Origin of the sequence: uncultured Kluyvera sp. (genome assembly GCF_902485085.1) — a bacterium.
GTDB lineage: Bacteria > Pseudomonadota > Gammaproteobacteria > Enterobacterales > Enterobacteriaceae > Kluyvera > Kluyvera ascorbata.
Genome location: NZ_CABTJS010000145.1, coordinates 1 through 24,379, shown reverse-complemented (window position 1 = coordinate 24,379; position 24,379 = coordinate 1). Strand labels below are relative to the sequence as shown.

The following is a 24,379-nucleotide window of genomic DNA, read 5'->3' as shown; positions in this document are numbered from 1 at the left end:
ATGAAATGACAATTGTACGTATTGATGCCGAAGCTCGTTGGTCTGATGTCGTCATCCATAACAATACGCTGTACTACACCGGCGTACCGGCAAACCTGGACGCCGATGCGTTTGAGCAAACGGCAAATACGCTGGCGCAGATTGATGCGGTGCTGGAAAAACAGGGCAGCGATAAGTCGCGTATTCTTGACGCCACCATTTTTCTGCCTGACGGCGATGATTTCGCCGCCATGAACAAAGCGTGGGATGCCTGGGTGGTTGCCGGTCACGCGCCGGTGCGTTGCACCGTGCAGGCAAAGCTGATGAACCCGAAATATAAGGTTGAGATTAAGATTATCGCCGCAGTGTAATTCGGTATACCGTGCCTCCCCGGGGTCGGCGCGAGCGCCTCGCCCGGGCTACCTTATATGTAGCGCGGCCCAGCGCAGCACCGCCGGGGTGGCTCTCTTCTACAATCCCGGACACCACATCAACTGCTCTTTCAACTGTAGCGTCTCCTGCGGCAAGCACTTCAGCACGTCACGATAGCTCGCCGACTGCTTCGGATACCCGCGCACCGTCTGTAACAACACCCGCAGCGCGCTATCCCAGACAATCCCCTGCAAATCACTGTACGGCCACAGATCCGGCTCGCGAATAAACGGCACCAGGTAATCGATCCCCTGCTTCACCCCACGTCCGTCACGAATGTGGTTCCAGCGATCGAACTCGACGTGCTCGGCATAGCGGTTAAGCAACAGATGTGCTTCGAGGTTAAACAGCGAATAGTGGAACGGAATAGTACGCTCCAGCTCCATCGTCTGCTTGCCGTCCTGATCAATCTGCGCCGCCATACGCTGGGTGATCCCCTGCTCAATAATCCGCGCGGCCAGCCCTTTATCACCGTAAAACAACGCATTGACCGCACGCTGGGCGTCGTACCAGGTACCGTGGTTATTGTGCCAGACGTATTCAGAGTGGCCGATGTCGCTGTAGTACATCCAGTGGTTAAAGTCGCGGAACCACTGGTGCAGACCGATGATATCATCGGTATCCAGCACGCTAGCCGCGTTGATCAGCCCGATAGTATCGACCACCATCCACAGCAGACGGGTGTCGATAAGCCCGGTTCCGCGCCCGGACACTATGCCAGGGATCGCCTGTCCGTAGTTCAGATGCGGGTTCATGCGTGTGTCGCCGTCGAGGAACCAGCAGCGGATCTGCGTGGCAGCGGCCTGCGCGTACTGACGCTGGCCGGTAAAGTACCACGCCAGCCCCAGCGTCAGGCAGCGCTCGCACATGCGGATGATGCGCGAGGTATCGGTATCGTTATTCTCACACTGCGGGTTGATATGCCCGTCGCGGCGAATGTAGGGCAGCCCGTTGGGCCGCCGTGGGTTTGGCCACCAGTAGGTGCCCAGACTGTAGTAATCGTGCGCATCACCGCTCGCCGGGCGCAGCTTTTTATGCACCACGCTTTCCGGTGGCTCGCGCTTAAGCAAATCCGCTTCAGCTACCAGCTTGCTGAGGGCCAGCTGCAGCGGCGAAAACGGCTGCTTCAGGCCCGCACGGGCATTTTCCAGACAGGTTTCATCAAGGGTGTACAGCTTCATCGCCACCTTATTGGCCCTCCTGGCACGCTATGCGCAGGCCGCTTTGCGCATCAAACAAATGCACGCCGGAGAGCTTCGGCTGAAGCCAGATAGTGTCACCCTCTTTCACCGCCAGACGCTGCTTAAACACCGAGGTAAACGCCCCGCCGCCGGTATCGCAGAACAGCTGCATATCCGAACCGGTATTTTCCACCGCCGTCACCTTCGCCGCCAGCGCATCGTCGCGGGCTTCGTGTACCACGTTGACCTGCTCCGGACGAATGGCGTACACCACCTGTTGACCGTCGGTCACCTGGAGTCCTACCGGCAACGCCAGCAGCGATCCATCTTTCAGGCGTAGGTTGGTCGTATTGCCGGTGAGCACCACCTCTCCTCGTAGCTGGTTAATCTCCGGTGAGCCGATAAACCCGGCGACGAACAGGTTGGCCGGCTGGTCGTACAGCTCCAGCGGCGTACCCGCCTGTTCAATGCGCCCGTCGCGCAGCACCACGATCATCTGCCCCATGGTCATCGCTTCAATCTGATCGTGGGTGACGTACACAGAGGTCGTTTTCAGGCGACGATGCAGCTCGCGAATTTCACCGCGCACCTGGGTACGCAGCTTGGCGTCGAGGTTCGACAGCGGTTCATCAAACAGGAACACCTGCGGCTTACGCACAATGGCGCGCCCCATCGCTACGCGCTGACGCTGACCGCCGGAGAGATCTTTTGGCAGACGCTCCAGCAGCGGTTCCAGCCCCAGCAGCGCCGCCGCTTCATCAACTTTCTGTTTGATTTCCGTTTTCGGCAGTCGCGCCATCTTCAGCGCAAAGCCCATGTTTTCGCGCACCGTCATCTGCGGGTAGAGCGCATAGCTCTGGAATACCATCGCGATATCGCGCAGCTTCGGCTCCACTTCGGTGACATCACGTTCGTTGATGTGCACTTCCCCGGCGGAAATTTCTTCCAGACCGGCTATCATGCGCAGCAGCGTCGATTTCCCGCAGCCGCTCGGCCCCACCAGCACGCAGAACTCGCCGTCAGGAATAGTCAGCGACACATCTTTAATGACGTGAGCATCACCGTATGATTTGCGCACGCTATTTAATACAACAGATCCCATCGGTAACCCCTTATCCTTTGACCGCGCCGGACATGATCCCGCGGTTGAAATGTTTTTGCAGACCCAGATAGACGATGATGCTTGGCAGCATCGCCAGTAGCGTAATGGCGATAAAAATGTTCGGCGTGATGCTCTCATCGGTACGCAGCGTGCCGAGAATGACCGGAATGGTGTTCAGGCTGTCCTGGTTCACCACAATCAGCGGCAGCAGGTACTGGTCCCAAATCATAATGAAGCCGAAGGTCACCACAGTACCGAGCGCCGGTTTCACCAGCGGCAGAATGACGTGGAAGAAAATCTGCCACTCGTTCGCGCCGTCGATACGTGCCGCCTCTTCCAGCTCTTTCGGGATAGCCGACATAAATTCGGTCAGCACGAAGATGGAGAAGGCCCAACCCACCACCGGCAGAATCATGCCGAGATAGCTGTTGTAGAGCGACGCATCGATAAACGGCAGCCGCCAGTTGATAATCATGTATAGCGGAATGGCAATAACCTCTTCCGGTAGCATCATGGTGGATAAAATCACCAGGCTGACCAGCGCCACGCCGCGAAACTTCTTACGGGCCAGGGCGTAGGCCGCCAGCGCACTGACCGACACCTGTAAAATGGTGCCGAAGAACACCACCAGAATGGAGTTCAGCAGATACTGCCAGACGCCGATATCCATCCACGCAAAGATGAAGTTTTCAAACGAGAACTGATTCGGCCAGGCCAGCAGTTCACCCGGCTTCACCGGCGCTCCGCTAAAGGCGGTAGCAACAATGCCCCAGAACGGTCCAACGAAGACAATCAGCAGCAGCGCGTAGATGCACCAGCGCCCTGCGGTATCCCAACGTTTACTCAACATCACGGCTCCTTAGTAACGTGCGATACGTTTTTTCAGCGTCAAATGACAAATGGTTAAGATTACGGTGAAGGTAAACAGCAGGAACGACACCGCCGAGGCATAGCCATAGTCAAACTGCTCAAAGCCCAGCTTATAGATATGGGTCATGACCATTTCCGTGGCGTTAGATGGCCCACCGCCGGTGGTGGCATACACCTCGGCAAACACACGGAAGCCACGAATAAAGGAGAGCATCAGCACCACCGACAGCGCTGGGATCATCCCAGGCAGCGTCACGTAGCGCAGACGGTTCCACCAGTTCGCGCCGTCGACGTTCGAGGCGTCGTACAGGTCACGACTGATACCCGCCAGACCGGCGATAAAAATCACCATGTTGTAGGGCACCGCTTTCCAGATATGCAGCAGCATGATGACACCGAGCGCCTGATCAGAACTGGCAAGGAACCCCTGGTCAGCCACGCCAAACCAGCTGAGGATGTGGTTCACCACGCCGTTTGGCGTTGGGTTGAACAGAATGCGCCACATCTCCGCGACGATCGCCGCACTGGTCACCGCCGGTAAGAAGATAGCGGTACGAATAAAGCGCAGGTGGCGTGCGGGGCCTTCCAGCAACATCGCAAGGAAGAAAGCCAGAATGGCGGCCGCAAACATGGTCACGACCACGTAAAGCAGCGTGTTCACCACCGCCGCGTGCAGCTCCACGTCGGCAAAGGCGCGGGTAAAGTTGTCGAACCCGACCCACTCATCCGGCTGATTAAAGTTGACCTTGTAAAAGCTCATCACCAGACCCTGAATCATCGGGATGAACTTAAACCAGCTAAAGATAATCAGCGCCGGGGCCAGGAACAGCCACGGAATCAGCGCCCGCTTGCGTTTTGCCGTCAGCCAGCCGGTCGCGTCAGGCGAAGCGGCTTGCTTTAGCGGCGCGGACTTCGTCTCATGCAGCGTCATTACTTACTCCTTCTCACTTAGCCAGCACGTTTTGTTTTTCCAGCTCGGCGTTCACCTTCACGTCGACCGCCTTCAGCTCAGCGCTGATATTGCTATTACAGTCGGCGAAGATACGGTTAAAGCCATCGGCCGCCACCTGGCGTACCGGCGTCCAGTTAGGAATCTGCGGCACGTAGCGGCCCTGCTCGTTGTAGAGTTTGGCGAAGGTTTCCCAGCGGGCATCCTGATAGACGGCTTGCACATCAACGTTCTTATTCACCGGCAGACGTACCACCGGAATATGCTGGCTGCCTTTACCCATGCCTATCTCCTGACCTTCCGCTGAGATAATAAATTCGATGAATTTGCGCGCCGCCTCCTTCTGCTTGCTGCTCTTCATCATAAAGACGGTGGTCCCTTCGGCGAGCGTGGCTTCGCCTTTTGGCCCAATGACCGGTACGACTTCAAAGTTGTCTTTGCCCGGGTCTTTATCAAAGAGCGCAATGTGGTACGGGCCGCTAAAGAACATGCCGCTTTGTCCAGAGCGGAACGATGGGATAACGTCGGCGGTGGTGGCGTTGATCGCCCCCGGCTGGGTCACTTTTTCGCACATCATGGTGCGCATAAAGGTCATCGCCTGGGCCACTTCTGGGGTATCGAGCGACGCGCTGAATTTGCCGTTGTTCTCTTTGACGAAATCCCCGCCCGCCTGCCAGATAAAGCTGCTCATAAACCAGCTGGCGTAGCCGCGCGTGGTAGAGGCCGGAACGATAAAGCCGTAGGTGTCGTTTTTACCGTTGCCGTCCGGGTCCTGGGTGGTGAAGGCTTTAGCCAGTTTCTGGATATCGTCCCAGCTTTTAGGCTGCGGCAGGCCCAGCTTCTCGCGCCAGTCTTTGCGTACAAACAGCGCGAAGGTTTGCGCAGACGTTGGCACACCGTAGTATTTTCCGTCAATGTAGCGGGTACTGTTCCAGGCTGTCTGGTAAAGCTGGTCGCCGCCGCTGATGGCTTTCGGGTCTATCTCATCGGCAATGCCGAGCTGAATAAACTGACCGAGCGAAGCGGCATCGTTGAAGATCAGATCCGGTAAGGCATTGCCCGCCGTTGCGCGCGCCAGCCGCTGTTCAAAGTCAGTGGTGGCATTGAAATACTCAATCTTAATGCCGGTCTTCTCTTCAAACTTCTCGGCTTCTTGCTTGTAGATATTTTTGGAATCGTTGCTCGCGCGGATCCAAACGTTAAGGGTCGTGGCGGCGTAACTTTGCCCGATACCCAGTCCCAGAGCGGAAAGAAGTAATAATGAACGTAATTTATTCGCAGACATGATTGCATATCCTTTATTGTGTAGGGCACAAAGATAATTAAATTCTCACCAAACGCATTTCCGTGATCTGGATTAACATTTGGCGTTGAATACAACATGCATAAAAATTATTTCGAACATTAAATAGAAATATATTTTCCAATACAACCACACAAAAAAGAAATCGTATTTCATAAACAGAAAAGTTGAACCGGATCACACCAGAAAGTGACATAAAAAGTGACTAAAATATTTTATTCATTAAATTCAATAAATTAACATTTTGTTTGTTTTTTTGATAATCTAAAAAAAATAAGAAAAACAGCTAAAAACGTGAGCTATACTGCATTAAATGCGTCATTTTTTATTCAACTCGATAACCATGATGAACATCACAAAAAAAATCACTTTGTCTTTTACACTGCACGCCAACCTATTTATGAATACGTTACCTTTTAATTAAATCGCCTGCTTTTAGTGTTGTTAAAATACGCTAAAGGCAAAATTCTCTTGTTATCTTTTCTCTATTTGCAGAAGGGTTATCACTATGAGTTCAATACATCGCCGTGGAATATTAGGCATTGCGCTACTCTGCTCTGGGTTCAGCGCTTCACTGTATGCGGCAGAGCCCTATACACTCGATGGCAAAGATCTGGCGTTCAGCCGTGAGCAAATTGCCGCCAAAGACCCGCTGTTTTTACAGGCAGAAAGCGCATTGCTGAAAAAAGCGGACGGTGCGTTGAAGCACCCGCTCTATTCGGTGATGGACAAAACGCTGGTAGCCGCCAGCGGCAACAAGCACGACTACTACAGCTTCCCGCCCTACTGGTGGCCAAACCCGGATACCAAAGACGGCCTGCCGTACATCCGCAAAGATGGTCAAACCAACCCGGATGCCAACAGCGACGCCACCGATAAAAACCGCCTGGTGAAGATGAGCAACGACGTCTCCACGCTGGCGCTGGCCTGGTATTTCTCGCATGACGAGCGCTATGCGCAGAAAGCCGCGGCACAGTTGAAAAGCTGGTTCCTCGCGCCTGAAACCCGTATGACACCAAACTTACAGCATGCACAGGCCATTCCTGGCATTAACACAGGCCGTGGCATTGGCATTATCGACAGCCGCGCGCTGGTTGACGTGGTGGATGCCATTGCCCTGCTGCAAGCCTCCGGCACGCTGAGCGATGCCGACGTGACCGAGCTGAAACAGTGGTTTGGTGATTTCTATCACTGGATGACCACCAGTCAGAACGGATTTGAAGAAGAGAACTGGCACAACAATCACGGCACCTACTTCGATATGCAGGCGGCGACCTTTGCGCTGTTCAGCGGCAAGCCGGAAGAGGCCAAAAAGCGCCTGTATGTCACCCAACTGCGCCGTATTGCCGGGCAGTTTGACGTTGAAGGCCGTCAGATGGCCGAACTGGAGCGTACTCGCCCGTGGCACTACAGCAACTTTAACCTCGACGCATACAGCCGTCTGGGTCGTCTGGGCGAAAAAGCCGGAGTAGATATCTGGAACTTTACCCTCGACGACCACAGCCTGCGTAAGGGCTATCAGTACATCGCCGGGTTTATTAATAGCGATACGCCGTGGCCGTGGAAAGACCTCGACAAAATGGATGACAAGAAGGCGCTGCGCAACATCGCCACAGCCGCCCACGCCTGGCCTGACGATGCGCTGTTCCGCGAGAAAGCGCACTGGCTGCGGGCGAAATATCCCGACGATATTACCACGCTCACTGTACCGCTTACCGTGTCTTCAGAGGTCAGGGAAAACCAAAAATGAGACAATTTTCTGGGCTATGGCCAGAGATCGCCGCGCGTGCCGTCGGCGAACAGGGCCTGATTGAACAGCTCGTGAAGGATGCACAACCGATGCTTGACGCCGCTGTGTGCATTCCGCAAACCGGGATCGCCAGTTGGAATCTCTACTACTTCTGCCCGCACCACGGGGTACGGCTGACCTGGCAGCCAGACTCACCGCACCACCACGCCTGTCCGGTAGACGGTGAGGTGTTCAGCGGCGAACCGTGGGACGGTGCCTGGTGGCGGGAAATGAACGGCCGTAACGCCAGCGCCTGCCAGCAGTTAGGCCTGCTCTGGCGCCTGACCGGCAACGCCACCTACCGCGATAAAGTGCGTACCCTGCTGATGGGCTATGCGGATGTCTACCCGGACTACGCGGTACACGGTGATATTCCGCACAATGGTCCCGGTAAAATGAACGCCCAGACGCTGTGTGAAGCCAACTGCATTCTGGATATGGCGCTGGGCTATGACTTTATTGCCGAGAGCCTGACGGCGGACGAACGTCAGCATATCAGCGAAAACCTGCTGCGCTGCGCGGCGACGTTTTTGTGCGAGCACCGCAGCCCGCAAATCCACAACCACGAGGTCAAAATTGGCGCGGCGCTGGGGGTGCTCGGCTTTGTACTGGGGGACGACAGCCTGCTGGAATTCGCGGTCAATGCGCCTTACGGCCTGCGCTGGCAGCTTGAGCACGGCCTGTTAGCTGAGGGTCTGTGGTTTGAGGGTTCGGTTCACTATCACTATTACGCGCTTCAGGGGTTCTTTGCCTTTGAGAAGCTGGCGCACGGCACCCGCTGGAGCCTGATTGACGGCCCGTGGTACCCGCAGATGCTGCACTTCCCGCTCGAGCTACTGCTGCCGGACGGCACCTTTCCCCGGCTCAACGATTGCCTCGCCGGGCAGGAGAAGTTGCATCATCGGGATCTGTACGAGTTCGCGTGGTTTATCTGGCGCGACCCGCGCTACGCAGCGGTGCTGCAATTTACCGCCGGAGAGCCTGACGAGCGCGAGACGCTGCTCTGGCGTCACCAACCGCTGCCGGAAACTCATCTGAATCTGATTCCGCAGCAGTCGCTGTACGCGCCCGGTGCCGGGCTCACGCTGTGGCGGCGGCCGCATCAGCAGCAGGCGGTGCTGATTAAGCACAGTCCGTGGGGCGGCGAGCACGATCATTATGACCGCCAGAGCCTGATGCTGTGGCAGCGCGACGGCTGGCTGCTGCCGGACCTCGGCACCACCGGTTACGGGGCCAGAATGCACTATGACTATTACAAAAACAGCGCCACCCATAATACGCTGACGGTCAACCAGACCAACCAGCCCCCGGCCAACTCCGACGTGCTCGGCTGGCATATGGGCGAGGAGTATTTGTGGTTGGATACCGAAACCGATTGGGGGAAACCACCACCGCAGCTAAACAGCCACACCCGCGTGGAGTGGGACGTCGAGTCCTGGCGCGATGTGCGTTTTCGCCGCCGTTTGCTGTGGCTGGATGATGTGCTGATTGATTTGTCGACGGTGGAAAACCCGCACCGCCAGCAGCTTGATTGGACGCTGCATCTGGCGGCCGATGCGCTGGACCAGAGCGGGGAACCGCAGCCCTTCTCGCTCAGCGGCCCGCTGCAAGCGATGCGCAACGCGACCGTCACGCCGCTGCATGGCTGTCAGCCGCGCCACTTTTCCCATCAGGGCGAGACCTTTGCGCTGTGGCTGTCTGGCGACGGTGAGCTTTGGCAGGGGCTGGAGGCCGATAATCCGGCGATCGGTGATTTGAGTTATCTGGTGCTGCGTAATCATCTGCCGCAGGCGCGTTTTGTCTGCGTGTGGGATTTGGCGAAGCAGTCGCCGTTGACGGAGGTGTGCGTGCATCATACTGCTGTTGGGACTCAATTGACTGTCTGGCGGGGGGAGCGGGTGGCGCATGTGACGCTGTATGACGATCCTGCGCTGCGGCCTGAGTTCGTGGGGCGAGACTGATATATGTCAGTTGAGTGAAATGTTCCGTTCACTTTACGTTGGGTGGAATATGAAGTTCCTTCACCGGTGAACGGGCCAAGGGGTGCGGCCGCGCACCCCTTCGCAATCCCCGCGGCCCCGCAGGGAAATCGGTGCTTCGCACTACGCTCGCCTACGACTCCAGCCTGCGGCACGGCGAAACTCGACATCCTGTCTCGGTTCGCCTCAATCCGCCATCCCTGGCGGATTGACCTTGTCTTTCGTGCTACGGCTCGCCGATTTCCAGCGGGGACTACGCCGTTCCAGTCACATTGGTTTTTGCTGTTAACTAAAAGACCGCACGGTTTTTGGTGGCGTCTAAATCGCCGAAGCGTTTCCCGTAGGCCGGGTCAGCCCACAGGGATGTGGGCTGAGGGCGCGGTTCACATGGATGTGAACTCACGCCCGACCCGAAGCCGGAGGGAATAAGCTGAGGGAACCACGAAGTGGCGATTTTGCCGCCAGAGCCCGGGGGTGCAGGGGGCGGCGGCGATTGGCCTCCCCCTGCGCGCTCTCTGCGCCGGAACCATTTATATGGCTAGCACTGAAAGAGAGCGCAACGGAGTGATAAACCCAAATAGATCCCCCCTTACCTGATAACCGCCCACAATCGTACGCACAGCAATCAGCTCAAAGAAAAGCCCTACTCAGCAGCCGCCGGCTTCACCCTCACCCCCGCAAACACCATCACCATCGCCGCCACCAACAGCACCCCGCTCACGGTAAACACACCGCTAGCACCATTAAGATCGAACACCAGCCCGCCACCCGCGGCCCCTGCACTAATAGCCAACTGGATAGAGGCCACCATCAGCCCACCAGCACTCTCCGCTTCGTCGGGTACGGTCGTCGCAAGCCAGGTTGACCAACCGACCGGCACCAGCCCAAAGGCAAAGCCCCACAGCGTCACCAGCAGCCCATCCAGCAGTGCCAGATGCCCAAACGCCACCATCAGCAGCGCCAGCACGCCCATGCCAAATGGTACCAGCGCCAACGTCAGACGCAGGTTACGTGCCAGCAGATGCCCGGCAATCGAGGTGCCGACAAAGTTAGCCAGACCAAAGCCCAGCAGGATAAGCGAAATCGTCTCTACGCTGGCGCGGCCTACCGTTTCCAGGAATGGACGCAGGTAGGTGAAGAACGCAAAGTGGCCGCTGAAGATAAAGATGGTGGCCAGCAGCCCGCCAATCATTCCCGGACGACGCAGCACGTGCAGCAACGTACGCAGGCTACCGCCGTTTTCCGGACGCATCGACGGCAGCACCCACAGTTGCCACAGCAATGCCAGCACACCCGGCACCACGCAGAGGATAAACACGTTACGCCAGCCAATCAGGCTGCCGAGAAAACTCCCCAGCGGCGCGGCAACAACGGTGGCGATAGAGACACCGGCAAAGATTATCGACAGCGCCTTCGGCACATCGCGCGCGGGTACCAGGCGCATGGCGGTCGCCGTCGACATCGCCCAGAAACCACCGATCGCCACCCCAAGCAGCAATCGTCCCATCAATAGCACCTGCAACGACGGCGCAAAGGCCACCAACAGGCTGGAGATAATCTGCAAGAACGTGAAGAACATCAGCACCCAACGGCGGTCGATGCTTTTGGTCGCCGAGGTAATCAGCAAGCCGGTCACCAGCGCGACCAGCGCCGTGGCGGTCACCGTCTGCCCGGCAACCCCCTCGGTAACACCCAGGCTTGAGGCCATCGGCGTGAGCAGGCTGGCAGGTAAAAACTCGGCGGTAATCAGCCCAAATACCCCAAGGCCCAGTGACCACACGGCGCGCCAGGCAGGTTTGGCAGGGGCGGACGACTCGCTTTCTGCGACGTATGAATTCATCGGTTAATCTCCGGTTATAAAATTGTGATGTGTGTCGCAAAGCATAGAAAGTTACGTCAGGACGATCTATGATGGATAATCTTCATTTTTTGATAATTCGTCCGGAGTTGCGAAAATGGCCCTGAATGCCCCTGATATGATTAGCGAACTGCTGCGCGGCATGCGTCTCTCCGGCGTCAACTATCGCCGCTTTGAAGCCAGTGCACCATTTGGCGTGTCGTTCGGTGATGTACCTGGAAAAGCGCAGTTTCATTTTGTCAGCCGTGGGCCGGCGATTTTACGCATGCAGAGCGGCGAGCGCTTTACCCTGAACAGCGGTGACGCGGTGTTTATTCCCAACGGTGAGGGCCATGCCCTGCTCTCTGATGACGCCGCCGCGGTCACGCCCATTACCGATTTTCCCAGCGAGCCTATCTGCAGTGAGGTCTACGATATTCACTGTCAGACCTGCCCGGACGGCGAAAACGTGATTATCTTTACCGGCTGTATGAATTTTGAACTGGGCGGGATGCAGCCGCTTATCAAAGCGATGCCGGAAGTGATGATGGTGAGCAGCCTGATGTCATCGCGACCTGAAATACAGGCGCTGCTTTCCGCGATGGAACGCGAATCATTGGGCCGTCAGGTCGGTTTTGCCGGGATTTTAGCGCGTCTGGCGGACGTAGTGGCCGCGCTGATTGTGCGTGGCTGGGTCGAGAGCGGCTGTGGGAAAGCAACCGGCTGGATTCAGGTACTGCGCGACCCGCGTCTGAGCCGGGCGATTTACGCCATGCACCAGCAGCCGGGCGCTAACTGGAGCGTCGCCGATCTTGCCAAAGAGGCGGGAACGTCGCGATCCGTATTTGCCGAACGTTTTCTTTCCGCAACCGGCACCACTCCGGCGAAATACCTCGGCGAGCTGCGGATGCGGCTTGCTATCCAGTATATCGGTCAGGAACAGCAAACGATTGAAACCGTTGCCCTTCGTCTGGGATACGGTTCAGTCGCCGCCTTTAGCCGGGCGTTCAAGCGGGTGGTTGGCCACTCGCCTGGGACATTACGCGAAGCGCTGCCTGTCCCCGAGGAGGTATAGTCTTCTCGCCTACAGGTAGGTCATGGTGATGCAGGCAGGACAAGCGCCATACTTTGCCTATGACCAGGTTATGGCCCGCAAGGACATGAACAACATAACCGCACCATAAGCCAGAAAGAATCTACCGTGAATGGCGTACTCTTTTTCTGGCTGTGCTGGTTGCACTTCACAGCGAATGTCGGTGCAGTCAGGCTTTTTCACACCTCATTTGGCGCTTTTTACACGGGGCAGCGCCCCCCTGCGGAATGAAAATCGCCTTAATCACATCGTAAAAAATATGGCTATTTTTGATATTGAGTTGATTCATTGCATCGCGCTTGATGGCGCTGACTCTTTTTTCCGAGCGCCCTGTAATACGGGTTAATAGCTCTGGCCTCATTCCCATGCTGAGCGACAGCAGAATAAAGAGTTCATTATCTGACAACGAAAAATAGTGCGCCTGTTCTATTTCCTTGCGAGGTTCCCGACTCTGCACATCTATCAGCACGTGGCTCACGTTGTTTTTAATACTATAAACCACCAGCCCGCGGCACTTGCGCAATAAATAGCCAACAATCAGCGGTGAAACGGTCTCCGTGAGTACCATAACGTGCTGGTACAAAAACCGAGCGCTTTCCGCTTTCAGGGCATCAATCGTCTGACGAATATCCAGGTCATTGAGGATGATAATAGAATCTATCGGCGCATTGTTGATTTTATACTGATGCGGTTCTGAAGAAGAAAACCTTAATATTTCCTTAACACCATAATTAAGAAATATATTATCACTATAACTGATAACCTCCATTTCACACCACTCTCACTGGTCTTTTTCACTGCAAAATACTAACCAGCACGAAATATTATTACAACAGCTGTTACCGTCCATTATTGGACTGTTCCCCTGCATCTAAAAATAACGATTTCGGACTCTATTAAAGGATTAGTCTTATTCGATAAAACAAATCAAAAACAATCATTAACATCAGCTATATAATCCAATTTCGGCATGCTATACTCCTTTCATATTACTCACAGAGAAATAATGCATGTCGCAATCAGATGATTTACCTCGTCCATTGCACGCCTTCGAGTTTAGCCAACAAACTAAGCCGCTCAAGGCAATAATGGATTTACATAAAGTACTGGCACCTTTCGGCACGGCATTTACCCTGAATGCCGGCACTAAAATGTTGCTCAGTAACGACAGGGAAACAGCGTTTATTCTATTGGTGACCACCGGATGCTTTTCCGTGAGTCACGCACAGGTTGATTTGCATATGGCGACCGTGTTCGCGCCTACCGTCGTGGGACTCATCGACGGTTACAGCCTATATTACGATGTTCAGGCGCGCCCACAACACTATATTCGTGCAGAAACAGAATGTACCGGATGGATTATTCCGCTGGATCTCTTTGTTGAGAAGTGTGATGAATTTAATTTATGGCATGATATTGCCCGGATTCTGGCACAGCGCGTGATGGTAATGAGCGCCCGTGACAGCGAACTGGTGGGCAACGATGCCTACAGTAAAATTCGTTCACTGCTCATGGAATTATGGCTGTATCCTGAGGATATACGCCTGCAAATCAAGGTTTCGTCATTTATTCAACGCCGCACCCGAATTTCGCGCAGCCGAATCATGGATGTTCTTGCTGAGTTAAAAAAAGGAAATTATATCGAAATGAAATCAGGCGTACTGATTGCTATGGATAAATTACCTGTCGCGTTCTGATATTATTGGAAACGACGTTCTTCGCTAAATATCCGTTGCGCTTAAGATTTTAACGTTTGGCCGGCAAACGTGTTACCCAAAAATAAATTAATATTGATCAGATTATCGTACATGTCGTCATCAACCCAGATATTTAGCCAATTTCCCGCCTGGGCGGTGAATGCCAATAACGTCTGCTGGTTGCCGGAATGTTGATATTCCACAATCAATGCCTGTGCACGATCTTTCTTTAACCGCTCGATACCTAACCCTGTCTCATGTAGCGCTAACACCTCGCGGTAATAGCTGTCGGGCTGCTGCTCAAAATGGGTTAAAACGTCCTGCTGGCGCAGCGCCGCTAAAACCGCAAACGCCCACAGACAAACTCCGCCCAATATCAGCGCAGAAAACCAGGGGAGCCGGGAAAACGTCAGTGCACGCGCAGCGTTGTGCTCCGAGCTGGCAAAACTCAGCAATAAAATAAAGGTCAGCCAGTGCGCGGTCGATTGATAAAACGGGTATTCCACTTGGGTATGGAGCAATAAAGGGAGCAAGCAGCACAGCAGCGACAGCCTTGAGCGGGTGGCTCGCCGTAGAAATATCACCCCGCCTGCCCACGCCATCATCACCAGCCCCAGCAGCGCGATAATCCCCCCTTCCACCCACCAGTAGAGGATTTCATTATGCGGATGGGGGATGACGCGTATGCCGTTGTCAATCGGCACCGCGCGGTCGGCAATAAAGTGGCTAAAGTGCCAGACATAGCTACCATATCCCCAACCGGACAGCGGATGCTGTGCAATCATGCGAACGGTTTCGTGCAAAATCATCAGCCGCTGCAGCGTGGAGCCTTGATGCCGCGCCAGCGCATCGGCAAGGGAGATGGGCATCATCAGCGCGCCGACATAGACCCCGACCAGCGGCAGCCCCAGCAGCGCAACCCGTCGCCAGCCTGGATTTCTACGCCAATAGAGACAGGCCATTCCGCCATATACGCCAAGCGCGCTAAGCCAACCAATGCGGGATTGGATCTCGGTTAATGCGCAGAACATCACCACAATCGCCGCGCTGGCCAGCGCCATATGCCAGGCCTCCAGGCGCGGATTCTGACAGCGAAAAAATGGGGAGCCCATGTTGTATAGCCACACCGCTGCGCCACAGGCCAGAAAAGAACCCGCCACGTTTCGCTGCTGAAACACGCTGATATTTCCCGGTGACGCCGCCAGTACCTGTTGTTCAAACTGCGGAAGTATGACGGGAAGATGCAGCCCCAGCAGGCTGTAGACCGCTTGTATCAGCCCGGCTAGCGCCACCAGATATAGCACTATCTGCCGCTGACGAAGGCTAAAGCGGCAGTTTGTCATCAGTAACAGTAGAAGCACGCCTCCCCACAGCCCGGCGAAGCGCGGCAGTGCCTCAAGCCGCCAATCAGCACCTGGACTCCAGGCCATCGGTACGGTCATCAACAGCGCCCCGAACATTATCCACCGGGTACCCGGTGCCAGAATTACCGTAGTGCGAATCAACGATGACCAACCGCAGCCGAGCATAACCAGTAGGCAAAACCAGACCCACAGCGAGGTCGGCAGTTCGCTGCCGGTACCACCCATATTGGGTATCACCAGATGCATCACGCCGAGGTAAATCACGGCCAGCATGACCACTAACATGGTGGAAATCGAATCGGTAACGTCCCTGTTTTGGTTCTCCATCGCCTTACCTCAAGGTCTGCGTCAGTTCGGGCATGACGCGCCCATAATCATTGATAGTTTGCCACTTCACTACGCAGGCGCCCGACGCCGGACATTCGCTTTTAGCGGCGGTCGCGAACGGCGCAACCATCCCGGCATTTTCAACCGCGCTGCCGTTCACCCGCAGATTAAACAGCGTGACGTAATAAGGCGTTGGATTATTTATCTGAATCTGACGCCCCTGCTTTTTCCAGACCAGCTGGCGATAGGCTTCCTCTTCGCGCCCTTTCAGACCTGCCGGGCGATAGAAAAGCTTCATCCGGCTACGAATAGCCACCTGCAACGAGTTTGGTGGTTGCTTTCCCTGCGTTTCTGGAATGCTGGCCACGCTCAGCCAGAACAGACTTTCCCGGTCGGCTGGCAGGTCGCCGCCGATGCGCATAATGCGCACAATATTGCTATGGCCTGGCAGCAGTGGAAACAGGGGCGGCGTAGTCATAAACGGTACGTCATTACCGGCCTGGCCCTGCGCATTCAGCACTTTTGATAGAACCAGATAACGTTGTTGCGCAGTGTTATTCACCGTAAACGTAATACTCGGTTTGTCGGCATCAAAAATAAAACGGGTACCGTCAACGGTGACGCCCGCATGGGCCGCAAAGCAGCAAGCCAGCAGCGCAAAAACGGCCTTTTTCATCACAGAGTCCCTCGCTATTGCCAGGTCAGCGTAAACGTCGCGGTCGCCTTCGCCGTACCGCTGGTCACGCTGTTCGCCGTCGCAATATAGCGGGCGTAAAAAGTAAACTGATTGTCGGTGAGCGTCGGGTCCAGCGCATAGCGCGCGGAGGCCTGATTCAGCGGCAGACGAGTGTGATCCGCATTTTGCAGTTCGATACCAATCCCCTGTGCCGCGTCGCTGCCGCTGTCGACAGCCAGTAGAGTTTTATCTTCGCTATCCGCCGTGCCGCTAAAGGTAAAATCCACGCCCGTAGCGGCCGCACCGCACTTTTGCAGGTCGATGACAAAGACCACCGGCTGCGAGCCGCTACCCTGAGTGGCAAACTGTTTCGCGGAAATGTCGCCCAGCGGCACGGTTTGCGCCTGGGAAGAAGGCGCCACGATGCAGGTATTGTCCTGAATCGTGCCGCTGACGTTAACGGTGCCGTCGTGAGCCTGCGCGCCAGCACAGGCCAGCAGGAGAAACATGAGGTTAGCTTTCATTACTGATAACTCAGGTCAAAGTACATGACCGACGACGCGTTACCGGCGGTCACCGGGATTTTCGTCGCCATATAGCGCAGGTAAAAGGTCAACGTATTATCCCCTTCACTCAGCGCAAAAGGCTTGCTCTGGCTATTGAGCGGAATCTGCCCGCCATCTTTATCCAGCACCTCTACCCCCACGCCGCTCGCCATATTGCCGCCGCCGCTGGTATCGCTCAGCGCCAATAGCGTGGTGTTATCGGTGTCGGCATCGCCGCTGAAGGTAATGGCCCCACCGGCGATTTCCGCCGTGCAGTTATTCAGGGTAATGCTTAACAACGCTTTACCCTGAACGTCACCTACGCTGCTAAAGCTGTTGGCAGCAAAATCACCGATGCGGATATTTTTAGTCTGGCTGTTACTGTCCACGTCGCAGCTGCTGGCATAAATTGACCCGGTAATGTTGACCGTGCCGTCATGGGCCATTGCCGCCAGGCTCAGCGTACTCATCAAAAAAAAGACAAAGGCTTTCATCGTCCACTCACTGGTAGGTCACATCGAAATACATCACCGACGAGGCGTTACCGGCGGTGACCGGGATCTTCGTTGCCTGATAGCGCAGGAAGAAGGTCAGCACGTTGTCGTCACCTTCCTGTAGCGTCTGGCTGTCGCTTGCGGTGTTGATGGGCACGCTTTTTTTATTGCCGTCTAGGATCTCCACGCCGACGCCGGAGGCCATTCCGCCTTTACCCGCGGTGTCGGATAGCGCAAGCAGCTTGCTGTTGTCATTATCCGGCGAACCGCTAAACATCACCGAGGCTCCGGCGATACCGCTGCTGCAGTTATTCAGCCGAATCAGCAGGTCCGCCGTTGATGAGACATCCCCCACCGCATGAAACGCGTTGCTGCTGAAATTGCCGATAAAAATGGTTTGTGCCGTGTCCGCCGTATCAACATCACAGGTTGCCGCCACGACGGTGCCGCTCATATCAATTTCCACGCCGTTATCCGAGGCATGGCAGGTTGTCATGCAAAGCGCCCATCCTGCCGCCAGCCAGTATATCTGTTTTCCGCTCATCCTTGTGCCTCAGTTAAAGTCGACCACGATGTAGGCCTGAGCATGGAATACCCCCTGCTGCGGCTTTTTACCGGTAGCGCTGATAGGAAAGACGGTAAACGGCACCGTCGCGGTGTAGTTTTCAAGCTGGAACGGGATAGTGCCGGTGTTAGGGGTAATCACGTTGCCGAGAATATCGGTGAACTGCACGGCGATATCGCTGTTGTCGCTGGCAATCGCCGTTGGTTCGTTGACGTCAGCCTGCCCCTGGAAACGGAAACTCAGGCTCGCCATTTCGCTCACGCCCCCCGAACACTTCACCGGCACCTGTTTGCTGACCGGGGTGAAACCTGAGGGCTTTTGCCCTTTGGTTTTAAAGTTGCCGGAGGAGATCGTGCCAAAGTCGATGGTGATAACCTGATTGCTATTTACCTCGCAGCTTTGCGGTACGGTAATCGAGCCACTAAACGAGATGGTATAAACCGGCGTGCCGAACGACGATGTATTGTTACGGTTGATATAGACGTTAAACAGCCGCGTCTGGGGAATCGTCACGTTACCAACAAAAGGCTTGGCGATTTTTATCTGCAACGTGATGTCCGAATCCGAGACGGGGAAATTGCAGCCCTTGGAAACGCAGCTGTCCTGGCCCATTTTGGCGTAGTTCGCCGGTGCGTAAATATCCCCGGCAACCGCGTCAGTCACCCGCAGCGCCCCTTCGAGATAATCGTTGAGTGACAGGTATTTCCAGTTGCCAGAGGTTTCGACCACGGGGTAATTCGAAACGTAGGAGCGGTAGGTATAGTTGTTCTTGTTAGAACTCACCTTCGGGCAGATCGCGTGCATATTAATATCGCCAGAACGAACCACCTGAGTGGTTTTCCCCGCCACGTTGGTATCCGCCGTCAGCGACGTGGTGACGTCGAAATTTTCGTTTTGCGTAGACCCAGAGGCATTGGTACAGCTGTCAGATGAGTCGGCAAATGCCGTACTGGCCGCACCCATCAACAGAAAAAAGAACAGAATATTTTTTATCGTTTTCATGACCGTTTCCACATCGTTAATGGCAGGTTTCAGCAAGTCGATTAAAGGTGTCCATCTGCTCGGCTGAGAGCTGCCAGGCCACGGAGCAGCGCTTATCATCACCCTGCCCCCACTGCACCGTCAGGGTGCCAGACTGCGGTAAACCGGAGAGATAGACCTGCCCGTCATCCCCCACCAGGCTGCTCTGCTGGCTATCGTTCACCGTGACCGTCGAACCAAACGGCACCGGTTTATGGCTGTGGTTAAGCGTCATTAGCACGCGCGCGCCGATGTGGGCATTAAACTCTGCACGCACCATCGCGCCCTGCGTGGGTACCACGTTCACCACCGCGTCATCGATGTCGACGTTTTGCCCCATTGAATTCGTGTCCAACGCCACGCGGTTCTGCCGATAGGTGGTGGCGTAAGGCACTACCGCATAACCTCGCCAGTCGGTTTTAATGCCGGTGGTGTTTTCCAGAGCAATACCCGCGGCACCCGGCGCTTTCACCAGAATATTGGTATCGCCCAGCGGTTGGCTGAGGGTGACGCCGTTGCGATGCACCACCACGCCGCCGCTCATACCGTAGTTACGTTGGTGATACCCGTCGCTGTAGTTGTAGCCGGCCTTCAGGTTGCCGTAGGTGCCCTGATAGCTAAGGCTGGCGTTACCGCTGTCGCCGGTTCCATGGTTGCCGTAGCTCTCCTGCACGTTGTAGCTCAGGTTGTTTTCAGCAAGCAGCGTGCCGTTGACGCCCGCCGTCTGTGAGGTTTTACCGTGACGGTCGGTACTCATGTTGTACGACGCATTCAGGGTATTTGCCGCGTGGTACACATCGGCGTTTCCGCGCCCGGATAGCCATTCGCCAATAGGTAGCGACACGTTAAAGGCATAAACCTGGTCGGCCTCGCTCTCCCCAGGCGTTCGGTCATAGTTCCAGCTCAAGCCGTAGGAAATGTCATTCCAGCTACCGTTGTAACCCACCTGGATAAGCCGGTCGGTGTCATCGGTATGCCAGTAGCTTTGTTCCGAGCCGGTGACAAAAAGCGATCCGTTATCGCCTACCGACTGCGAAATGTTGATCTGTACCTTGCCTTTCCTGGTGTAGTAGAGATTGTAAAAATCGGTCCAGTCGGGCTTATCCTGCTTGCCGTCATGGTCATCATCCTGAAAACCGTCGTCACCGGTATAGCCGTCCATATGCTGATAGGTGGTTTCATCAAGGGTATAAAAGCCCTGCGTCGAATAGCGATAGCCCAGCAGTTGGAAGTTGGTGCCGAGCGAGTTCAACGCCTTGGCGTACAGAAAACGTACGGATTGCCCTTCGTGCTGGCTGCCGTCCACCAGCGTACTGTTGGCCTGTGTGATATCCGTCGAGACCGCGCCAAAATCGCCCATATTGAGCCCGACACCCAAGGCAAACGCCCGGTAGTCAGACGATACCTGGCTGCCGCCATAGGCGGTGAAGCCCTTTGGCAACCCCCAGATGATTGTCCCCTGGGTAAAGTTGACCTCATCCTGCTGATCGTTGCTGCTGCGGTATTTCCCGGCGGTCAGCGCATATTTCACGCGCCCTTCACGCTGGAGCAACGGCACCGCCGAATACGGCACCGTGTAGCTGTTTTCGCTACCGTCTGTCTCCTGAACCGTCACCTGTAAATCACCGCTTGATGAAGTGGGATAAAGATCGTTAATGGCAAACGCCCCCGGTGACACGTAGGTCTGGTAAATGACGTAGCCGTTCTGCTTAATGGTCACTTTGGCGTTGCTACGGGCAATACCGCGCACGGTCGGCGCAAAGCCTTTCAGGCTGTCGGGCAGCATATTGTCGTCAGAGACTATCTGCGCGCCGCGAAAGCCGAGCGAATCAAACACGTCTGACGGCGTATAGCTTTCGCCGAGCGTCAACTCGGCTTTTAAAGGAATAATGGTTCGCTCGGCGTAGGTGCTGATATGCTCCCATTCATTCTGCGAATCCCCCTCGCCGTGGCTGTAGTTCCAGGTCGAATAGTCGCGCAAACGCCAGGCGCCAAGGTTCAGACCACTTTGCAGGTTCAGGTAGTAACTGTCCTGGCTGCTGGTCCCGCCGCTGTTACTGCCGGAAAAGTCATAGTTCAGGGTCATCGCGTTGATTCCCTGATCCCACTGTTCAGGCGGAATATAACCGCGCGCGCTCTGCTTCATCCCGGCCTGCGGGATGCTGACATCCAGCTTCTGGTGTTCAAAATCAAAACGCGTGCTGCCGTCCGGAATGGCGTCAAATGGCACGCACTGGTCCGCCGCAAGCGTTTTTAGCGCCGGGAAGGCGTTCTGGTTAAGCCCCATCGCTTCGAGACGCGTAAGGGTAAAACACGGCGACAGCCCGGTATCGTCCTGGCTTTTTTTATCCGCTTTAAAGTCGACATCTTCGCTGGAAATAAACTGCTGGTTGATATAAATATCAACCCGATATTTCCCCGGGGCCTGTCCATTGCTATTTTCAAAACGCGACAGGTCCGCCACCGCTGAATTATCACCGGAAAGAAACGCGGGGTTAAAATAGCTATCCGCACACGCCGTATAGGGAATAGCGCCTAGCGCCGCCGGCAAAATAAAGGTGTAGCCATACTGTCGGCTGCGCAAAATTCGCGCAATGGACCGCGTGGCATAACGAATGCGATGTGTCATTATTTCGCCGACCTGTCCCACGAATTAGTCCATCACCGCATGCTGTTTAGGCGTATTCGCGCCGTAATCATTCACCGTCTGGAAGCTGATATCACCGTGCGCCGTTGACGGCACAACGAGGCTGCTCTGCCCTAATGGCGGAACCATCGTGGCGGGAAGCGCTGCGCTGCCTTCGGTAAGCTCGACGAGCGTCACGTAATATGGCGTGGGATTTTTTATCGTCAGCTGTGAACCGGTCTGATGAAAACGCAGCTTCGCAGGCGCGTCGGCAGGCGGCATATTTAAGCCTTTCGGGCGGACAAACAGCTTGATGCGGTTCAGGACGGCAATTTGCAGCGTATTTTTATTTTGCGATTCCTTCGTGGCTGCCGGAATGGCTTTGACGTTCATCCAGTACAGGCTTTCGCGGTCTTTGGGCAATGACGCATCCTGGCCGATATACATCACCCGCAGGGTATTTTCTTTTTTCGGTTTAATCACAAACAGCGGCGGCGTCACCACAAAATCGCTGCTCTTTTTGCTATCGGCGTTTTCCACCCACGACTGAATTAAAAAGACGCCCTGGCCGTCGGTATTATTAACCGACAATGAAATTTGCTCGCTGCCCTGAGGATAAATAACCCGCGTGGCACCCAGCGCAATACCGCCGTAGTCGGCAGCCTGGGCAAGCGGCGAGAATAACGGCAGGCTGGCTAACGTCAGCGCCGTCGCCCATAAGCCGGTTCTGGAAAAAATAGACATGAGTTACCTTTTAATAAAATACGCCCGCCGCGGCGGAATAATTACATGTAAGTCAGCGTGAACCAGGTTTGTGCATCCGCTTCACCCGGAGAGACGTTTTCCGCAGTAGCCCGATATTTGGCGACAAAGTTCAGCACGTTGGTGTCATCTTTCAGCGTGGTAAAAAGCTGCGGCGATGTATTAGGGACAATCACACTCCCGCTACTATCAAAGATGCCGATACCCACATGAGCCGCGCTGCCTGCGCCGCTGGTCACCGCCAGTACGGTTGGATCGTTCTCGTCGGTCACACCGTTAAACGCCACGCCGACCTGCTGGCTAATGGTGATGTCACAGTCCTTTAGCACGATGGTGAACGGCTGCGGGTTTCCCCAGGTACCGGTGCCGCTAAACAGGCTGGATCGCACCTGCCCCATGTCCACCGTCTGGGCTTCGCTATTGGTATCCACCGCACAGGCGGCTTCCACCACCGCGCCGGTAAAATGCACGTCGCCGCCGGGTACGGTCACCACATGGTGATTACCCGCCCAGGCGAGCGGTATCAGGGCATTCAGCAACAGCGCCAGACCCGGTTGCGATAGCTTCATCCCTACTCCTCTTCACAAAATTGCCGTCCGTGGCTTAAGCCATTCCTGAAAAGTTACTGGTAGGTAACGTTAAAGGTCGCCGTCGCGTCGACGTTACCAGCGGTCAGCGTACTGGAGGTGCTGACGTAGTCCGCAGAGAAGCTCATGACGTTATCACCGTCGATAAGCGTGGCGGCTTTAGACTCCTTGCCCAGATCCAGCGCCGTACCGTCGGTGTCATAAATCTGCACGCCAACCCCCTGCGCCCCGCCCGCACCGGCCATGTTGTCCAGTACACCGGCGCTACCTTCTGCCGCCGCGCCGTTAAAGGTCACCGTTGCCTCGGTAGATACACTGGTGTCGCAGTCGGTCAGCGTGATGCTGAACGGGGTTTTCTGGTTTGCCGCCGTGCCCGCCACCGGTTGATCACCGAAAGCCGCCAGACGAACCTGACCCATATCAACGGTTTTGTTGACGGAGTCTTGCGAAACGGCACAGGCTGCGTTAACCACCGAGCCGGTAAAGTGAACGGAGCCCCCGGTCACGGTCGTTGGCCCCGTTGCATCGCTAGAACCGCCCATTGCCATTGCAGACGTCCCTACCATCATTAATGCCAGCGTCAGTCCTTTAACCGTAAAATTTTTCATTCTCATTGCCTTTGGGTTGTAAAATTAATATTTCCCTGATGTTTAAGACAAAATACGGGAACGTTCCCATTTAATAAATTAAATAGTCCGCAAAGTAATTATTGAGTTGGATAATTTTTCTCGCAGCAATCGCTACAAATAATATTCTGTCATCAGATAATCCTCATCCGACGGCGCAGATTATCCACAATACGATTAATGTTTTACAACGCCGTTTTTATCCGATAGTGGACAGTTACTTTTTCCTTCGTTGGTGCTTCATTCGAAGCATGCAACATAACCATTTGTTTTAAATGAAAATAACAAAACAAAAATTGTTAAATTTACGTGTCATTACCACCTTGGTGGTATTGATGCAATGAAATGGAATAGCGTTTCAGCGGTAGATAATATTTATTTTTTATGCCCCCAAAATAAACCTCAAGGGTACAAAATAACAGTAAATAAAAATGCACTTTTTATTTATAAAAATGTCGGTAATGACTCCAACTTACTGATAGTGTTTTATGTTCAGATAATGCCCGATGACCTTGTCATGCAGCTCCACCGATTTTGAGAACGACAGCGACTTCCGTCCCAGCCGTGCCAGGTGCT

Annotated in this window: 23 protein-coding genes; 5 read left to right on the top strand and 18 right to left on the bottom strand. The window is 55.0% G+C overall.

Annotation, left to right across the window (positions count from 1 at the left end; translation table 11 throughout):
- Positions 1–5 precede the first annotated feature (5 nt).
- Positions 6–350: a RidA family protein gene (locus RDN66_RS18180; RefSeq protein WP_035895394.1), complete on the top strand. Its 345-nt coding sequence runs from the start codon at positions 6–8 to the stop codon at positions 348–350.
- A 99-nt stretch (positions 351–449) separates the two neighbouring features.
- On the opposite strand, the gene RDN66_RS18175 is transcribed toward RDN66_RS18180, so the two are convergent.
- The 5 genes from RDN66_RS18175 to RDN66_RS18155 are packed head-to-tail and all read right to left on the bottom strand — an operon-like array spanning position 450 to position 5,798.
- The gene (locus RDN66_RS18175; protein ID WP_202218126.1) at positions 450–1,592 is read right to left on the bottom strand and encodes an alginate lyase family protein; all 1,143 of its coding nucleotides are present in this window, start codon (positions 1,590–1,592) and stop codon (positions 450–452) included.
- 7 nt (positions 1,593–1,599) lie between these two features.
- On the bottom strand, positions 1,600–2,694 hold the full coding sequence (locus RDN66_RS18170) for an ABC transporter ATP-binding protein (protein WP_123651451.1): 1,095 nt from the start codon (positions 2,692–2,694) through the stop codon (positions 1,600–1,602).
- Positions 2,695–2,704: 10 nt separating this feature from the next.
- Positions 2,705–3,544 (bottom strand): carbohydrate ABC transporter permease, encoded by an 840-nt coding sequence (locus RDN66_RS18165; RefSeq protein ID WP_115074719.1) that lies wholly within the window; start codon positions 3,542–3,544, stop codon positions 2,705–2,707.
- A 9-nt stretch (positions 3,545–3,553) separates the two neighbouring features.
- Positions 3,554–4,495, bottom strand: coding sequence for a carbohydrate ABC transporter permease (locus tag RDN66_RS18160; protein ID WP_081918560.1), 942 nt, complete (start codon positions 4,493–4,495; stop codon positions 3,554–3,556).
- 13 nt (positions 4,496–4,508) lie between these two features.
- Positions 4,509–5,798 (bottom strand): sugar ABC transporter substrate-binding protein, encoded by a 1,290-nt coding sequence (locus RDN66_RS18155; protein ID WP_035895399.1) that lies wholly within the window; start codon positions 5,796–5,798, stop codon positions 4,509–4,511.
- Between the two features lie 526 nt (positions 5,799–6,324).
- Between RDN66_RS18155 and RDN66_RS18150 the strand changes: the two genes are divergently transcribed.
- Together RDN66_RS18150 and RDN66_RS18145 are read left to right on the top strand one after the other, a co-directional pair.
- Complete coding sequence (locus tag RDN66_RS18150) at positions 6,325–7,566, top strand: alginate lyase family protein (protein ID WP_202215901.1); 1,242 nt, start codon at positions 6,325–6,327, stop codon at positions 7,564–7,566.
- Positions 7,563–9,566, top strand: a complete 2,004-nt coding sequence (locus tag RDN66_RS18145; protein ID WP_202215902.1) for a heparinase II/III family protein — start codon at positions 7,563–7,565, stop codon at positions 9,564–9,566. The genes RDN66_RS18150 and RDN66_RS18145 overlap by 4 nt, the downstream gene beginning before the upstream one ends.
- A gap of 661 nt (positions 9,567–10,227) precedes the next feature.
- Here the strand turns inward: RDN66_RS18145 and RDN66_RS18140 are convergent.
- Positions 10,228–11,424, bottom strand: coding sequence for an MFS transporter (locus tag RDN66_RS18140; protein WP_202215903.1), 1,197 nt, complete (start codon positions 11,422–11,424; stop codon positions 10,228–10,230).
- A 115-nt stretch (positions 11,425–11,539) separates the two neighbouring features.
- Here RDN66_RS18140 and RDN66_RS18135 point away from each other — a divergent pair, with 115 nt between their 5' ends.
- Entirely contained in the window at positions 11,540–12,496 is a 957-nt protein-coding gene (locus RDN66_RS18135; protein WP_202215904.1) for an AraC family transcriptional regulator, read from the top strand.
- A gap of 187 nt (positions 12,497–12,683) precedes the next feature.
- Here RDN66_RS18135 and RDN66_RS18130 read toward each other — a convergent pair whose 3' ends face one another.
- Positions 12,684–13,283: a hypothetical protein gene (locus RDN66_RS18130; protein ID WP_202215905.1), complete on the bottom strand. Its 600-nt coding sequence runs from the start codon at positions 13,281–13,283 to the stop codon at positions 12,684–12,686.
- Between the two features lie 241 nt (positions 13,284–13,524).
- On the opposite strand from RDN66_RS18130, the gene RDN66_RS18125 reads away from it, so the two are divergent.
- Positions 13,525–14,211: a helix-turn-helix domain-containing protein gene (locus RDN66_RS18125; RefSeq protein WP_035893557.1), complete on the top strand. Its 687-nt coding sequence runs from the start codon at positions 13,525–13,527 to the stop codon at positions 14,209–14,211.
- Positions 14,212–14,252: 41 nt separating this feature from the next.
- Here RDN66_RS18125 and RDN66_RS18120 read toward each other — a convergent pair whose 3' ends face one another.
- The 11 genes from RDN66_RS18120 to RDN66_RS18070 form a co-directional block, all read right to left on the bottom strand.
- Positions 14,253–15,902, bottom strand: coding sequence for a Wzy polymerase domain-containing protein (locus RDN66_RS18120; protein ID WP_308538091.1), 1,650 nt, complete (start codon positions 15,900–15,902; stop codon positions 14,253–14,255).
- A gap of 4 nt (positions 15,903–15,906) precedes the next feature.
- The gene (locus RDN66_RS18115; RefSeq protein ID WP_202215908.1) at positions 15,907–16,578 is read right to left on the bottom strand and encodes a molecular chaperone; all 672 of its coding nucleotides are present in this window, start codon (positions 16,576–16,578) and stop codon (positions 15,907–15,909) included.
- A 14-nt stretch (positions 16,579–16,592) separates the two neighbouring features.
- Complete coding sequence (locus tag RDN66_RS18110; protein ID WP_202215909.1) at positions 16,593–17,102, bottom strand: fimbrial protein; 510 nt, start codon at positions 17,100–17,102, stop codon at positions 16,593–16,595.
- Positions 17,102–17,617 (bottom strand): fimbrial protein, encoded by a 516-nt coding sequence (locus tag RDN66_RS18105; protein ID WP_202215910.1) that lies wholly within the window; start codon positions 17,615–17,617, stop codon positions 17,102–17,104. Before RDN66_RS18105 ends, RDN66_RS18110 begins: the two co-directional genes overlap by 1 nt.
- A gap of 7 nt (positions 17,618–17,624) precedes the next feature.
- Positions 17,625–18,161, bottom strand: coding sequence for a fimbrial protein (locus RDN66_RS18100; protein ID WP_202215911.1), 537 nt, complete (start codon positions 18,159–18,161; stop codon positions 17,625–17,627).
- A 9-nt stretch (positions 18,162–18,170) separates the two neighbouring features.
- On the bottom strand, positions 18,171–19,184 hold the full coding sequence (locus RDN66_RS18095; protein WP_308538090.1) for a fimbrial protein: 1,014 nt from the start codon (positions 19,182–19,184) through the stop codon (positions 18,171–18,173).
- A 16-nt stretch (positions 19,185–19,200) separates the two neighbouring features.
- Positions 19,201–21,831: a fimbrial biogenesis usher protein gene (locus RDN66_RS18090; protein WP_308538089.1), complete on the bottom strand. Its 2,631-nt coding sequence runs from the start codon at positions 21,829–21,831 to the stop codon at positions 19,201–19,203.
- A 24-nt stretch (positions 21,832–21,855) separates the two neighbouring features.
- A complete protein-coding gene (locus RDN66_RS18085) occupies positions 21,856–22,572 on the bottom strand; it encodes a fimbria/pilus periplasmic chaperone (protein ID WP_202215914.1) in 717 nt (238 codons plus the stop codon).
- A 41-nt stretch (positions 22,573–22,613) separates the two neighbouring features.
- Entirely contained in the window at positions 22,614–23,159 is a 546-nt protein-coding gene (locus tag RDN66_RS18080) for a fimbrial protein (RefSeq protein ID WP_202215915.1), read from the bottom strand.
- A 53-nt stretch (positions 23,160–23,212) separates the two neighbouring features.
- Positions 23,213–23,785 (bottom strand): fimbrial protein, encoded by a 573-nt coding sequence (locus RDN66_RS18075; protein ID WP_035893543.1) that lies wholly within the window; start codon positions 23,783–23,785, stop codon positions 23,213–23,215.
- 490 nt (positions 23,786–24,275) lie between these two features.
- Positions 24,276–24,379, bottom strand: a 104-nt coding sequence (locus RDN66_RS18070; RefSeq protein WP_000496773.1) for an IS1 family transposase, incomplete at its 5' end; no start/stop codon positions are given.